This window comes from Microbacterium sp. BDGP8 (assembly GCF_029991045.1).
In the GTDB taxonomy this organism is placed as follows: domain Bacteria; phylum Actinomycetota; class Actinomycetes; order Actinomycetales; family Microbacteriaceae; genus Microbacterium; species Microbacterium plantarum.
In genome coordinates this window covers 1,993,244-2,008,508 of record NZ_CP120712.1, presented here as the reverse complement: position 1 = coordinate 2,008,508, position 15,265 = coordinate 1,993,244, and the positions used below count along the sequence as shown (strand labels likewise).

Genomic DNA, 15,265 nt, shown 5'->3' with positions numbered 1-15,265 from the left:
GCGGTTCAGGCCTGTTCGCTGCGGATCTCGTCGAGCAGTGGCAGATCTGCGGCGGTCACGAGGCGTGAGAGCACCGCGTGCTCGACGAGTCGCGCCCGCCGATTGGTGGCCAGCTTGCCCACGCCGCCGCGGAGGCCGCGCACGCCCTCACGGTCGAGCTTGTCGCAGACGTTGTCGAGCTTGCGGTTGAAGGTTGTCAGCGGCCAGCCGAGACGCTCCGCCGCCGCAGCCGACGTCGGCACCTGGCTCGAGCCGACCATGCCTCCCCGGAGGATCGGCTCGCACATGGCCAGCAGCAGCAGACGCTGGCTGGAGGTCAGCGCGACGGCGCCCACGGTCGTCGTGCCGACGTGGTCGTCCGTCGTGCGAGGGAAGCTGTCACGGACGGTGAATCGAGACCCGTCGGTGTGGACCGTCAGCTCGTAGGTGTACGCGCCCGCCGTGAACATGACCACGAGAGCGGGGAACACGAGGGGAACCCGCGCTCCCGGGCCGAGTACGGCCTGATAGGCGCCGTCGGGAGTGGCGAGACTGACGGAGATCGACTGTCCGATGTTCGACAGCCACCACAGGCCGTGCTCGGCATCGATGGCGAGCAGCCGACGGTGCAGGTACGGGTTGGTGTCGATGACGAGGTCGGCGTCGCGGCCGATCGCGTAAGTGGTCCCCGCGACCGGACGGAACCACTCGCCGCAGAACTCGATCGCGACGCTCTCGGCGGTCTCGCCGGCGGCGGCGCCCACCTCCTCGCGGTCGTGCTCGTCGGTGTCGTGCTCGATGGCTGTCATGCTCCTCCTCCGATGATCATCACGATGGCCGTCGCGGCGGCGCCGAGGAGGATGACCCCGGCCCCGACGACCGCGATGACCGTGCCGTTCCCGCGGCGCTTCGCGGCGGTCGCCGCGGGCTGGCGGACGGGCGCCTCCACGCGGACGCGCGCGACCTCGGGGACCTCGCGCGGCGCGCGGGCCCGGTAGCGCTCGCCGTCGGCATCCGGCCCGACCGCGAGACGCTCGGTGTCCACTCGGCCGCGCACCACCTCATCGCGCAGCGCTCGCCGCACGAGGGTCGTCGGCTCGCTGTCGGGACCAGCCAGGGGGAGGTCCTGCGGCGGCCGGGATCCCTGCGCGCCGGGGAGGGACCGCGACACCAGACGCGTGTGATCGTCGTCGGGGTCGCTGCTCCGGGCCGACAGGACGGTGCGGTCGTCAGCCTCGGCGGTGCGACGGACGGCCAGAGCGGTGCGGTCGTCGTCGGGGCCGGTGCGCCGCGCGGCCAGCACGGTGCGCTCGTCGGAATCGTCGTCGACCGGGGCGCGGCGGCGTTCGGCGAGCACGGTGCGGTCGGCGAGCACGGTGCGGTCGGTGAGCACGGTGCGGTCGGCGAGCACGGTGTGGTCGGCGTCGTCGTCGTCGCCTTCGGGTCGGCGCCGACTCGCCAGCACGGTCCGCTCGTCCTCGTCGGGCGTAGGCGCAGCCGCAGCGTCCTCTTCGACCGGCTCGCGGACGTCGAGGTGCGTGACCGGGAGGTGACAGTCCGACTCGATGCGCTGCAGCTCGAGACCGAACTCGGCGGCAGACGGACCTCGCCCCGCCTCCGTCGACTCGAGGGTCGCGAGGACGAGCGTCTCCAGTTCGGCAGGAACCGAGTCGACCCCCTCGAGCGGCGATGCCGTGTCGGCCACGGGGCGCCCCGTCAAAAGCTCGGCGGCCGCCGCGGCGAGGCCGTGCACATCGGTGGCTCGCGCACGAGGCGACAGGTCATGCCTGTCGCGAAGAAGCAGATCGTCACTGTCGAAGCCGATCATGGCGGGCCAGCCGTAATCGGTCGTCAGAACGTTCTCGATACGCATGCGGCCGTGGGCGATTCCGCTCCTGTGGGCGGTCTCGACAGCGCCGCAGAGGCGGACGAGCAGCCGGAGGGTCTCGGGCACGCTCATCGGACGCCGCGAGGCGGTCTCGGCGAGGGCAGCGCGCGAGCAGTACTCCATGACGAGGTACGGTCTGCCGTCGTCGGTCGTGTCAGCGGAGTGCACCGTCGCCGCGCTCGGATGCGTCGTCAGGGCGATCAAGCGCGCGGCGGCTGCGGCGAACGCCGTGCGCTCGCGCTCGCCGAGCGGATGGCGGAAGACCTTGACCGCTACCGGCTTCCTGCCGGCGGCATCCCGGTACAGGTGAACGTCCGCGCGGTCGCTCGACGAAAGCACTCGGTCGGGGTTTCGGCCGTCGATGGCCGCAGGGACCGGGACCGGCGGGCGGGACCGACGACGCAGCTCAGCCATGGTCCGCTCGGCGGCGTCGAGAGCGCGCCGTGGCGACCTCGACCGTCGCGGTGACGGACTCGCTGTTCATGAAGCCGCCGGTCGTGTCCTCGAGCCGAGGACTGATGCCGCCGGCGACGACGTCCAGGACGATCGTGCTGATGTTGTCGCGGCCGCCGTGAGCCAAGGCCTGCGTGACGAGGGACTCCGCGGTCTGCGCGGGGGAGCCGCCCATCATGAGCCCCGCGCGAAGAGCCTCGTCGGAGAGCTCTCCGGTGAGCCCGTCGGAGCAGACGACGATGCGCTCACCGGTGACGATCGGGATGAGCCAGAAATCGGCGCGGCTGCGCTCGCCGCCGATCGCTCGGGTGATGACGTTCCGGCCCTCGTACGTCGACATCTGATCACGGGTCAGCTGCCCGGCATCCACGAGCTCCTGCGCGACCGAGTGGTCGATCGTCAACTGCTCGAGGCGCTCGGCGAGCAGACGGTAGACGCGCGAGTCGCCGACGTTGACGATGAGCCAGCGCCGCACCCCGCCCTGCTGCACGGCGACGACGCCGGACAGGGTCGAGCCCGCACCGCGGGAGGTTCCGGCGGCGACGACGGACACCGCGGAATGGGCCCGTTCGACAGCGTCGGCGACCTCCTCGGGGCGCAGGTCGTCGCGGCCCACGAGCGGCCGGAACACCTCGATGACCGCGGCAGATGCGCGATCGCCGGCATCATGTCCGCCCATGCCGTCGGCCACGACGAACACGGGGTACTCGGCCAGCAGAGCGTCCTCGTTCACCGACCGGCGGCGCCCCGTGTCGGTGCGGCTGCCGCTGGTCACATGGACGTCGATCGGAGGAGTGGTGGTGGTCATCAGGCCTCGGTGAGCTGGAGCTCGGCGTCGCCCAAGTGGAAGACGCCCGATACCGGCGTAGGCCCGGAAGCCTCGACATCGTCGGGACCGACGAAGACGCCGTTGGTGGACGCCAGGTCGGTGATCGTCCAGACCGTACCGGTGTGCTGCAACAGCGCGTGCGTCTTCGACACCGTGCGGGTGACATCGTCGATCGCGATGATCTGCGCGTCGGGCGCTGCGTCGGGGGCGACCGGGTTCCGGCCGAGGACGACGGCCGCAGCGGAGAGCGCGACGGACGACCCGTTCGGCAGACGGAGCGTGGCCTGCGGTCCGCGGCGGGCCGCGAGCACGGTGCGCTCATCGACATCCGCCTCATCGTCGACGGGCGCGGCCACCGGGGCGGCCACCGGGGCGGCCTGCGCGACCGGTGCCGCAACCGGCTGCGGTGCCGGCGAAGGCGAAGCCGTCGGAGCGGACCACGACTGGGGGGCCGGATCCGCAACGCCGGGCCCGGCGGGCGGAGGCGGCGGAGCCCAGGGGCTCGCGCTGATCGGCTCGGCTGCGGGGGCGGCGGGCGTCGGCACGCCGGGCGCGGCGTTCGACGGTGCGGCGCTCGCGGGAGCGAAGAGCGGCGGTGCCGGTGGCGCGGCCGGCGCGGGCGACGCGAGAGCGGCCGTGGCCGGGGCGGACGGGACACAGGCATCCGTCGGGGGACTGCGGAAGGGTGCCGGCTCGGCGGGCGCCTCGCGGCCGAGCCACCGGGCGGAACCCCACCCGACGACGCTCGCCCACACCGGGAAGAGCAGGGCGCCCAGCACGACGAACCCCGTGCCCAGGCCGAACCCGCGGCACAGGGAGCGCAGCATGCGGATCTGGATCACCAGCGCGAAGGCGAGGAAGCCCAGCCAGATGAGAGCGGGCACGACCGCCGCGGCAGCCAGGGCGCCGGCGGCGCTGCCCGCGTCGCCGCCGAAGCCGGCGTTGAGGGCGATCCCGGCGAAAACCCCGGCGACGACCCCCGAGATGATCGTGACCAGCACGGCACCGCCTGCCAGCACCGCCGCCCACCAGCCGCGCATTCCGGCGAGGACGTAGAGCTCCCAGAAGTTGAGCACCGGGACCCACGCCCGCCAGGGATCGACACCGGTCTTGCGGAACACCGCCGTCAGCGCGAGCGCGGTCCACACATAGATGCCGATGCCGAGCACCACCTGGACGATTCCGAGCGCCGCGAACGCGCCCGAGGGCCCGCCGTTCCCACCGCCGAGCGCCATGACGGTCGTCGCAGCGTCGATCGTGAAGCCGTGTGCCTTCACCTGTTCTCCTGCCCTCGAGCGCGGTGCATCCCGCGCGTGCCGCGTGCCACCTTATCGATCCCGTCGGCTGCGCGGCAGTCGTTGCGCACGGCTGATGCGACGTTCCCGTCGCATCAGCGAACGCAGCGACACCCGCGCGCGCAGCCGAGCCCAGAAGCTCAGCCCCTCGTCGAGCCGCGAGCGCTCCGACTCGACGATCCGCCAGAAGCGATCGGCGTCGTCCTCATCGGGCGGTGCGACATCGAACACGGAACGGTCCGCGAGCGTCGCCAGCTCGGCTGCTCCGGCCGAACCGCCGTACGCCGTGACGAGCTCGTGCCGCGTCCGTGAGCCGGGGCCGGGGAGACCGTGGTCGACCGCGGAATCGACGAACTCCTGCCAGCCGCCGGTGAATCGCGCGACCGGGTCGGTGCTCGTGCGGCGACCGCGGCGCCGCGCAAGCTTGACCAGCACGATGAGCGCGAACGGTCCGAAGAGCAGCAGCAGGACGAGCAGCGAGACCCCGCCGATGCGAAGCGCCGTCCACAGGGCGGTGAGGTCCTGCGAGGTTGCGGAATCGTCGTTCGGACTCCGCCCGCCGTCGCTCGGATTGGCGTCGGCGGGCTGCACCGTCTCGGCCTGCTCCTGTCGCACGTCGGTCGGGATCTTCGGGTCCTGCCGCTGCTGCGTATCGGGAGAGGGGAACACCGCGTGCTGGGGAGTGACGTCGACGGCAACCCACTCGGGGCCGACGCCGCGTACCTCCAGCCAGGCCGAGACGTCGCCTGCCGCGCAGACCCCCTCGTCACAGGTCGTGAGCGTGTCGTCGGTCGAATCCAGCCGCGCGCCCACGACGATCCGGGCGTCGAAGCCGAGCCGATCGGCGATCATCATCGCCGCCACGGCGAACTGCTCGTCGTCGCCGACCGCGGCGACCAGCGCCGCGTCGTCGTCACCGCCCACCTCGTCCTCGCGTGCGAGGAGATCCGCGAAGAGCTGGTCGATGCGATCGGTGGAGTGCCCGGCCCGGCTCGGCTGGAACGCGTAGTCGCCCAGCTCGGCAGTCCACGCCGGCGGTGCCGCCGGATCGATCGTGAGCGCATGGCTGAGGAAGCCCCGTGCGCGCAGCAGCTCCACGAGCTGTTCGAGGCTTGCGCCTCCGGACCCGCTCGCGTGCTCGTCCACCCACCGCACGAGAGTCTCGGGCACGACATCCTCGCTGAGCGTCGGACCCGATCGTGCCGGCTCGAGCGAGCCGAGAGTCGGCGGATCCTCGCGATACGCGGTGCCCTGTCGGTACTCCGCCCCGGGCGCGAGCCCCGGCGGGGCCAGCTGGACCCCCGCGGCCGTCTCGGCGTTGTAGTAGAAGCCGTCGGCGAGGGTTGCGGCATCCGATCCGTCGAAGTCGACCGAGGTGACGGCGCCGAGCGTCGGCATCCAGACCTCGTTCCACCCCTCGATGACGATGCGCCCGGCACCGGCCGCGGAACCGGGGTCGGCAGGCAGCGCCGACGGAACCCGGGTGAAGGAGGAGCGCGCGTCACCCGGCGCCGCGGCGGGGTCGACGACCCGGGCCGACCGGCCGTCGTAGTACGGCAGCGTGGCCAGGCGCACGCGGTCGACACCCGCCGGCGCGGCCACACGGAACATCGTCTGGTCGAACCGGTCGTCGCCGAACCAGGTGCGGTACTGCCCGAGGGGGCTCAGCTCGGCGGCGATCTCGAGTCGCGGGTCGACCTCGGCTCGCAGAACGTCGCGCGAGGTGCCGGCGAGCGCCCACGGCGCGACGACGGTCGCCGCGACCAGCCCGACGGCGACCATTCCCGCCGCGGTCGCGGCGCGGCCGGCGAGCCCTCGGATGGGGCGGTTTCCGCTCCGTACCCCCGTCGCGGCCGTCGCGGCCGCTATCGCGCGTCGGCGATCCGCCGTGGTGCGCCACACGATCGCGACGAGAGCCATCACGAGCGCGGCCATTCCGACCAGCGCCTCCCGGCTCAGCGACACCGGCCCGACGCTCAGGCCCGGCATCGGTGCGGTGGCGCCGAAGGCGATTCCGAAGACGGTCGGGAGGAGTGTCGTGACGACGGCCAGCGGCCACCATCGTCCGCCCCGCCACGCGATCGAGAGGGCGAGCACCGTCGCAGCGAGGAAGACCAGAAAGGCCGGTGCGAGTGTCGCCTGGTAGCTGCCGAGCGGCAGCTCGAGCGTCAGCAGGTCCTTCCATCCGGTGACCGGGGCCGTCACGACTCCCCGCAGTCCCTGAAGGGCCTGAGACACCGAGCCGAGCGAGCCGGGGGCCGCGAGCGGGAGGCCGAGGACGACGTACGTCGCGATCGTCGCGAGCGCGAGCCACCAGCCGTTCAGGCGCCAGCGCAGGCCGGCTGCTGCGAGAGCCGTCCCCGCGAGCATCGCGGCGACGACGACGATGACGAACGCGGCGCTGCGATAGATCGGCCAGGCCGCGAGAGCGCCCACGGAGATCACGAGCAGGAGGACCGCGGCCTGCGCGATGAGGAATCGCCACGCGGTTCGGGGGGTGCGTCGAGCCCGCAGGTCGCGCCGTGCCGGGGCGCTCACGACTGCGCCGCCCGCGACAGCAGCTGACGGAGGTCGTCGAGGAGCCCGATGGAGAGCACCGACATCGACCCGAGGGCCTTGAAGCCGGGCTCGGCCTCGAGTGAGCAGGTCACCGCGATGACCCCGACGTCGGCGGGGAAGGCCAGCGCGGCGGACTGCAGCTGCGCGGGGGTCAGGGGCGAGCCGCAGACGAGGAACGCGATCGACACGTCGGGGTGGCTCTCCGCAGCGAGCGACGCGGCATCGCGAAGGGGGCTGACGTGCTCGATGCGGTCGAGCCCGGCGAGGTCGTCGAGCAGCGTGCGGGTCGTGATGGTGGTGAGCTCGCGGATGGTGCGGATGCGCCGACGTGCGAACTCGGGCACCTCGCCGCCGACGACGACGTCTACGTCGCGGCCGTCGCGGATGCCGCGGATGCCGAGTGAGGCGGCGGCGCTGACGGCGAGCTCGAACTCCTCGTCGGAGGCGTACTCGTCGTCACCGACCGCGAGGGCGATGACCATACGACTGCGCCGGGTCTCCTCGTACTGGCGCACCATGAGGGTGCCGGTCTTCGCCGTCGACTTCCAGTGGATCTGGCGCTGCGAGTCACCGGCGACATACGGCCGGATGGCATGGAAGGAGAAGTCCGCGTCGACGACGGTGCGCGACGCGCTGCCCTCGAGATCGCGGATGTAGCCGGTCGTGGTGCTGCGCAGCGTGGTGGTGACGGGGTGGATGTAGAGCGTGTGCACGTCGTCCCACGTCCCCTCCCGCTTGAGGATGCCGAGGGGGTCGCCCCGCACGGTGCGAGCGGGGCCGACCGTGATGATGCCGCGCCGGTGCGTCGGCACCACGACCTGTTCGGTGTGGGTGTGTCCGTGGCGCAGCAGGGGAACGTGCACATCGACGATGCCGTCGCCCACCGGGACGTCGATGCGACCGGGCAGGGCGGGCGCTGTGCCGACGTTGGTCACGACGAGCGTCCCCTCGACCTGCGTTCCGGCGACGACCCGGTCGTGCTCGAGCTGCAGGTCGACCTGGTAGGCGCGTGCGCTGAAGAGGAAGGGCACCGACAATGCGAGGAGCACGAGGGCCGCCACACCGGCGGCGGCGAGCTCCATGAGACCGAGCGGCAGTCCGACACCGAGCCCGACGACAGCGGTGATGACCATGAGCCACCCGGCCACCGTGACCGTCTCGGAGATCCATCGCGCCGTGGCCGTGGCTGCGCGTCGCAGACGCCGCCACGATTGCACGCCGCGCACCGCGAGCACGGTGGTGCGGCCGGTCGTGCCGAACCGCGTGCGCGCGAAACCCGTGCCCTCCGAGAAGGAGGTGCGGGTGAGGCGGGACTCGGTGTCGAAGCTCACACGGTCTCTCTCTGGCTGGGCGGCACCGTGTCGAGGAGCACCTGCCCGATGACGGCGCCGGCCGTCACACCGTCGAACTCGGCCTCGGGGTCGAGGATCAGCCGGTGCGCGAGCACCGGCTCGGCGAGGGCCTTCACGTCGTCGGGCGTGACGTAGCTGCGACCGTGGGCGATCGCCCAGGTCTTCGCCGCCTTCGTCAGCGCGATCGCGCCGCGGACGCTCACCCCGAGGCGCACTTCGGTGGCGAGGCGGGTGGCCTCGATCAGACGGGCGATGTAGTCGAGGACGAGCGCGTCGAGGTAGACCCCGCGCGCGATGTCGGCCATGCTCACGACGCCCTGGGGGGTGATGACGGGGGAGACCTCGCGGCGGGTCTCGGCAGCACCCTCGAGGATGCGCACCGTTGCCGCGTGGTCGGGATACCCGAGCGTCGTCTTCATCAGGAAGCGGTCGAGCTGCGCCTCCGGCAGCCGGTAGGTGCCCGCCTGCTCGACGGGGTTCTGCGTCGCGACGACGAGGAAGGGCACACCCACCCGGCGGCTGACGCCGTCGACGGTGACCTGGCCCTCTTCCATGACCTCCAGCAGCGCGGACTGCGTCTTGGGCGAGGCGCGGTTGATCTCGTCGGCGAGCACGACGTTGGCGAAGATCGGACCCTGGTGGAATTCGAACTCGCCGCGGCTCTGGTCGTAGACCGTGATGCCGGTGACATCGCCGGGCAGCAGGTCGGGGGTGAACTGGATGCGGCTGCTCGTGCCCTGCACGGTCTGCCCCATGGCGCGGGCGAGCGAGGTCTTGCCGGTGCCGGGGTAGTCCTCCAGCAGCAGGTGTCCCTCGGAGACCATCGCGGTGAACGCGAGCTCGATGACATGCCGCTTGCCGAGGACGACCTTCTCGACGTTGTCGACGAGCGTCGCGAACGTCTCCTGGAACCAGGAGGTCTGCTCCGGTGTGATGCTCATGGGGTCCTCTCGCTTCGCCGTGCGGCGGGGGTCAGGGGGTGCCGTCGCCGGCACCGCCGGCGGGGTCGGTGGGAGTCGGTTCCGGTGCGGCGATCTGCTCGCAGGTGCGTTCGAGGGTGAGCTTCTGCAAGCTGGACAAAGGCCCCGCCCACGTGATCGTGTAACGGTTGCTTCGTACCGCGCCCGTGCCGCCGACGGCCTCGGAGGCCACCGAATACGTGCCCGACGGGAGACCGGGCGGATTCCAAGCCGGAACCGACGTCTGATCCGAACGGCACGACGGTAGCGAGTTCGCGGACACCTGAACCGGGAAGGAAGCCGTGGACGACGCAGGACCGATGGGTGAAGCATCCGAGCAATTGGTCGGGTAGCCGAGGAACGTGTCGCACCACTGTCCCGACCAGCCAGTCACCGGTCCGTTGTAACTCGGCGCGAAGTCGCGGGCCGGGTTGCCACCCTGCAGCAGGCGGAACTGCGCGTCGTCAAACGGGGGGTTGGTCGGCTGATTGAGCTGGGCGTCATAGGTGTACGTCGTCCCATCGCCGTTCGGCCGCGTGTTCACGGAGAACGTGATCCCGTCCGGCGCCTCGACGTTGCCGACGGGACGCGCAGAGATCTCGGCGCCGGTGACGCCGAAGCCCTTCTTGCCGTTGAACGTGTGCTCAGCGCATGCCCACACCGTCTTGCGTTTGAACGCCTGCGCTTCGAACTGCTGACTCGTCGCCGAACCGGTGGGCACGCATGCGTCGGCCGAGACGTCGCTGAAGCCGATGAGGGTCTGCGTCCCATCGCCGTTCGAGGTCACCGATGCGGTCACGCGCATCGAGTTCGACGTGTTGGTCTCCGACAGGGTCAGGCCCGGGGCCCCGACTCCGTGCGCCGTCACGGCACGCGACTGTCCTTCGCTCGAGCCCGCCGCGATGGGAGGCAGGTCGAAGGTCGTCAGCGGCGTCGCAGTGAGCGTGGTCGCGGAGTTGGAGCCGACGTCGTAGTTCGTGAAGGTCGCGGTACCGCCGACCACCGGACGCGTGTCCGATCCCTGGCGGCCGCCGGTCAGTCGGACGCTGCCGGTCGTGGCGTCGAGTCCTGTCACCGTGATCGTCGCGCGGCCGCCGTCGCGGCCGTTGGGCGCCGGCTCGAACGACGAGCCGGCGGGCTGTGCCGGCGGGCGGTAGGCCCAGGCCTGCGCGCGCACGGTCGATCGCGACTCGCCGACGGAGCTGTACGCCCGGGCTTCGTATGTGATCTTCTCGCCGACGGGGGCGGAGATCGGCGAGCACGACCCGGAGGCTGGGCACGTGGCGACCTCGCGACCGTCCGCCGTGATGCGGTAGCCCTGGACCGCGGGGTAGGAGCCGCCGTCGGAGGTCACACGCAGGCTCACCGAGTCGCCGGTGTACGCGGTCCACTCCATGCGGGCGGGATTCGCCGGAAGGCCTTGCAGGTCGAGGATGACCTGTCCGTTGCGGGCACCGCTGGACTGCCGCCCCTGCGCGTCCTCGACGGTGAAACTCCCCGTGCACTCGGCCGCGCCCGGCGCATCCGAGCTCCACGTCGCGCGCACCGCAGTGTCGCTCGCCCGGGAGAAGGACACCCCGGTGCAGTTGCCGGGGCCGCTTGCTCCGACGAGCCTCAGGGGCGTGCCGGGCAGCGGGTTGACTTCGCCGGCGCCGCCGATCACTTCGATCGTGCACGAAGTCGCGCCGCCGGACTGCGAGCAGGTCTGCACCGCCGACCCGCCCTTGGGGAGCGTCGACGGTGCCGGACCGACGGTCAGGAGGAGGTTCGCCGGTGCGGCGTCGGAGTGACTCGGGAGCGAGATCGCGACGGGTTCCTGGCGACCGGGGCGCGCGGCATCCGCTGCCGTCACCGTCGCCGTGTTTCCGTCGACCGTGACGGTGAACTGGTCTCCGCCGTACGAACCGGCGTAGCGGACCGACTCCCAGTCGGCGCGGCCGGCCCACTGGACCATCTGCGCGAGGTCGTAGGTCTGCGTCGATCCGGGACTCACGGTGAGCGACGCGCTCCGCAGAGTCGGCTGCGGGATCTCGGCCTCGACGGTCACGCGGAGCGTCAGGAACGTCGGGACGTCTTGCGTGCTCAGCCGCGCCGGCACGATGCAGCTGTCGGTCCACGGTGCACCGGCGCCCGCGGTGTAACGGATCGTGGTGCCCGATACGACGCTGCAGACGGCTTCGCCGCGCGCGCCGCCCGTGCGGATGCCGTCGTCGATGACCAGGGTCGCGCCGCGGGGCACGCGCACCGCGTCGGCGAGGTCGACCTCGACGCTCTCCTTCTCGCGCACCTGCAGGGGCGGGTAGCCTTCACGCAGCGCGAGCCGGACGTCGGCCTCACCGGGCACACGGAGGAATCCGTAGGACGTGACCTCGGTGCCGTCGAAGGCGGTTCCGGTGACCTCGAAGGGGATGAGGCGTGATCGCTCGGGCAGCTCACCCGAGATCTTCCAGCCGTCGACGTCGAGATCCGTCGGTTCGCCCCAGAGCGAGAGACGCAAGCCCGAGGCGTCGCCGGTGTTCCACGACACCTGTCCGTCGAGGACATCGACGCCCTGCGGGAAGTCCTCACGGTTCTCGAGCGTCAGCACGGTGTCGCGCACGACGGGATAGTCGGGAACCGGCTCGCGCACCGTCTTGACGACGATCAGTCCGATGGCGGTGTCGCCGCGCTCGTTCCTCACGGTGTAGGTGTACGAGAAGGTGCCGAGCACGTCGCCGGCCCGCAGCGTCACGGCGCCGTTGTCGACGGTTCCGATCAGGCTCTGCAGGGTCTCGTACTCGCTCGAGCCTTCCTGAGCGTTGGGGGCGACGCCGATCAGCTCGAGGTCGCTCCCCGCGGGATCGATGTCGTTGTCGGTGGGCCGCACGACCGCCGTGCTCTCGGCGCCGACCTGCACCTGCAGGTAGTCGCTGTAGGTGACCGGGCTCGGGTCGGTCTGCGTGTCGATGACACCGACGCGGACGTCCGCGGTGCCGGTCGCGCCACTGGGGTCACGGACGGCGTACGGGAACCTGACCTGACCGCTGAAGCCGTCCGGGCTCGTGTAGATGATGGCCGAGCCGTCTGCGGAGATCGTCGCCGACCCCTGCTCGGGCTGCGCGACGATCCGATCGAGCACGACCGGGTCGCCGTCGGGGTCGACCGCGTAACCGTCGAGGGGGATGCTGACCGATTGCCCGCTGAGGACACGGCCGACGAGCGTGCGCGGGAGCGGAGCCTGATTCGACTCGTCGCCCACGACCGTGACCGTCACGCGCGCCGTATCGGTGACCTCGGGGAAGCCCAGCCGGAAGACCGTGTAGGTGAGCGCGTACGTCCCGGCCTGCTCGGGCGCGAGGTAGCGCAGCAGGCGGCTGGTGGCGAAGGCGAGTCCGCCGCCGGTCTCGTTCACGATCGACGACGGGTCGATCGCGATGAGCGCGCCCGACGGGGCCGTGTCGTTCGCGAGCACGGGGATGTCGATCTGCGTGCCCGCTCGCACCGTCACAGCATCGTCGACGGCAATGGGAGGCTCGGCGCTGGCCGAGGGCAGCAGGACCACCGTGAGCTCGCCCTGGGCTGTCGCGGCTGCACTGCCGGTCCCGTCCGAGACGGTATACCGCACGACGCCGAGGCGCCCCGGCTCTCCCGAGTCGGTCGTCCCGCTGACCCGCAGCAGGCTCTGCCCGACCAGGTCGACGCCCAGTGATGCGAAGGGATCGCTCTCGGGGCGGATGTCGCTGAGCAGCAGCACCGAACCGGCGGGGTTCGACACCGCCGAGGCGACGTCGATGGTCGCGTCCTCGTTCGGCCGCACGAACGCCGTGAGAGGCGGGGTCGTGATGCCCGCGGATTCGGGCGCGAGCATCGTGACGCGCACCATCGCGGTGGCCTCTGTCAGCGAATCCCGCACGTTGTACTGCACGAGATACGAACCGGGGGCCGAGGCGCTCACGACCATGCTGAGGGCGGCGGGGTTCGCCGCCGCCGTCGTCTGCGCCTCGTTGAGCGGCACGACGCCGGTGAGGGAGACCGGCCCGGCGGCGCCGGTGACGTACGGCGCCACGGACACATCCAGGGGCTCACCGACGACTCCCGTAACGGCGAACGACTCAGCGGTGAGCTCGGGCGTCGGGGTCACGGTGATCGTGAGCGGCTGCGTCACCGTCGCTCCGCGCGCGTCGGAGACCGTGACCGTGATGGTCACGGCCAATCCCTCCGTCGTGTTGGGATCGGGATGCTGGTAAGTGAGCGTCCCCTCGGGCGACGTCGTCACGGTTCCCACGCCGGTGTCGTTGGTCGCGCCGGCGAGGAAGACCGGATCGCCCTCCGGATCGACCCAGCCCTCGAGCAGCTCCGCTGAGACGGTTCCGCCGGGAGCCACCGTGAGCGATGGCCACGTCGCGAGGCATCCCTCGACGCCGCACCATACCGGCGGGCTGTTCTGATCGTCGGGGACGACCGTGAGGGTGACGGTGGCGACCTCGGAGAGCAGGCCGTCGGCGGCGGTGCCGTCGGTCACGCGGTAGCGGAGCGTCGCCGTGCCGGAGGCCTCGGGGGAGACCGCGACCGTCAGCTGCTGCTGCGCGCCCGTGATGGAGGCCGTGCCGAATGCCGGATCGAGGTTCTCGAGCGAGGCCGGGTCGATGCTCAGCACGTCCTCGTTCGGGTCGTGGTCGTTGAGCAGGACGGGCAGGAGCGTCACCGAGCCGGCGCGGACGCCGAACGCGTCATCGACGGCCACCGGCGGCTTGGGGTCGACCACGCGCTCCGAGGTGGCATCATCCTGCTGCTCGACCTCGACTTGGCGATCGAGGTCCCACTGCTGCGACGATGCGACGAGCGCGCCGTCGGGCACGTTCCAGACCCAGCCCGAACGGCGGTCGTTCAGTGCGAGCCTCGTGCCGTTGCCGATGAACGCGGGGTCGACGTTGTCGCCGATGTCCGCGCCGCGGTAGTCCAGGTCGGTCACGGTGTCGGGGTCGGCGCTCGACCAGAGAGACCCGGCCGACTCGCCGTCGCCCAGCCACGCGGCGTACACCGTCGTGTCGAGCACGGCCGGCTTGGCCGGGGCGCCGGCGCCGGGGCGGTCGAGCACCCGCGATGCGGTGCCGCCGGAGATATCGACGGCCACGACGCCCTCGGCGTCGGCGACGTAAGCCCGGTCTCCGTCGGGAGCGGCATCCTGCAGCCGCGCGCCGGTGGCGAGGTCGGTCGTGATGGGCTCGTCGCGGCCGCGCAGCCAGACGTCGCCGGTCGCTTCGTCGAGGAGCACCCAGCGGGTTCCGACGACACTGAGCTGCGCCGTCTCGAGCTCCGCCGGTCCGGTGTCTTCGCCGAGGATGCTGCCCGTGCGTGAGTCCGCGCGGACCACACGACCATCGTCGGCCGAATAGGCGTACACCACGCCTGCCGCGTCGACGGCGACGGCGGTGGCGACGAAGCGGGGCCGCTCCTCGCCCTCGGGCACCTCGGCGTCGGCGTACGGATCGATCGGGATGCCTTCGCCGCCGCCGGACAGGCTCGACCCGAACACGGCGCCGGCGTCCGTCCGGTACGCGATCGCGTCGCCGGTCACGGCGATGTCGGCGGTTCCCGGAGGCGTCGGGGTGAAGGCGTCCTCCGCGTCGTCCGTGAGGTCGGCGGGACGCCCCATGTCGACATCGGAGAACTGGGAGGCGCCGTCGCTGTAGACGAACAGACGGTCCGTCGTCTGCGCGACCGCGCTGCCGTTGTCGACCTGCTTCACGGTGTCGATCTCGCCGAGCTCGAGGTTGACACGGGCGTATCCGCTGCCGGCGCCGTTCTGCAGCGCCCACACGGTCGGGTCGTCGGGCGGCGTCTGCTGCGCGTCGTATCCGGGCCACACGACCGCCAGGGTCGCCGTGACCGCGAGGACCGCCGTCACCGCGCCCGCGGCGATCCAGGTGGTCCGGCGCACGCGGGGTCGCGTGCTCTCGCGCCGTGCCATC

8 protein-coding genes are annotated in these 15,265 nt (G+C 71.8%); all 8 read right to left on the bottom strand.

The annotated features are described in order from the left end of the window. Window positions 1-5: 5 nt before the first annotated feature. The 8 genes from P6897_RS09640 to P6897_RS09605 all read right to left on the bottom strand — a co-directional run bounded on the left by P6897_RS09640 (window position 6) and on the right by P6897_RS09605 (window position 15,264). Window positions 6-788 carry a hypothetical protein gene (locus tag P6897_RS09640; RefSeq protein WP_258524794.1) on the bottom strand — a complete coding sequence of 261 codons (783 nt, stop codon included), beginning with the start codon at window positions 786-788 and terminating at the stop codon, window positions 6-8. Beyond that, on the bottom strand, window positions 785-2,206 hold the full coding sequence (locus tag P6897_RS09635) for a protein kinase (protein WP_282501057.1): 1,422 nt from the start codon (window positions 2,204-2,206) through the stop codon (window positions 785-787). Before P6897_RS09635 ends, P6897_RS09640 begins: the two co-directional genes overlap by 4 nt. Window positions 2,207-2,273: 67 nt before the next feature. Continuing rightward, a complete protein-coding gene (locus P6897_RS09630) occupies window positions 2,274-3,128 on the bottom strand; it encodes a protein phosphatase 2C domain-containing protein (protein WP_282501056.1) in 855 nt (284 codons plus the stop codon). Beyond that, a complete protein-coding gene (locus tag P6897_RS09625) occupies window positions 3,128-4,426 on the bottom strand; it encodes an FHA domain-containing protein (protein WP_282501055.1) in 1,299 nt (432 codons plus the stop codon). Before P6897_RS09625 ends, P6897_RS09630 begins: the two co-directional genes overlap by 1 nt. A 51-nt stretch (window positions 4,427-4,477) precedes the next feature. Then, on the bottom strand, window positions 4,478-6,982 hold the full coding sequence (locus P6897_RS09620; protein WP_282501054.1) for a transglutaminase domain-containing protein: 2,505 nt from the start codon (window positions 6,980-6,982) through the stop codon (window positions 4,478-4,480). Then, a complete protein-coding gene (locus P6897_RS09615) occupies window positions 6,979-8,334 on the bottom strand; it encodes a DUF58 domain-containing protein (RefSeq protein WP_282501053.1) in 1,356 nt (451 codons plus the stop codon). The genes P6897_RS09620 and P6897_RS09615 overlap by 4 nt, the downstream gene beginning before the upstream one ends. Continuing rightward, window positions 8,331-9,296, bottom strand: coding sequence for a MoxR family ATPase (locus P6897_RS09610; RefSeq protein ID WP_274179557.1), 966 nt, complete (start codon window positions 9,294-9,296; stop codon window positions 8,331-8,333). The genes P6897_RS09615 and P6897_RS09610 overlap by 4 nt, the downstream gene beginning before the upstream one ends. A gap of 31 nt (window positions 9,297-9,327) precedes the next feature. Continuing rightward, complete coding sequence (locus P6897_RS09605; protein ID WP_282501052.1) at window positions 9,328-15,264, bottom strand: Ig-like domain-containing protein; 5,937 nt, start codon at window positions 15,262-15,264, stop codon at window positions 9,328-9,330. Between the last annotated feature and the right edge of the window lies 1 nt (window position 15,265).

Excerpts from the sequence above, each read along its gene's own strand:
- P6897_RS09640 (WP_258524794.1), bottom strand. The coding sequence starts at position 788 with ATGACAGCCATCGAGCACGACACCGACGAGCACGACCGCGAGGAGGTG.
- P6897_RS09630 (WP_282501056.1), bottom strand. The coding sequence starts at position 3,128 with ATGACCACCACCACTCCTCCGATCGACGTCCATGTGACCAGCGGCAGC.
- P6897_RS09610 (WP_274179557.1), bottom strand. The coding sequence starts at position 9,296 with ATGAGCATCACACCGGAGCAGACCTCCTGGTTCCAGGAGACGTTCGCG.
- P6897_RS09605 (WP_282501052.1), bottom strand. The coding sequence starts at position 15,264 with ATGGCACGGCGCGAGAGCACGCGACCCCGCGTGCGCCGGACCACCTGG.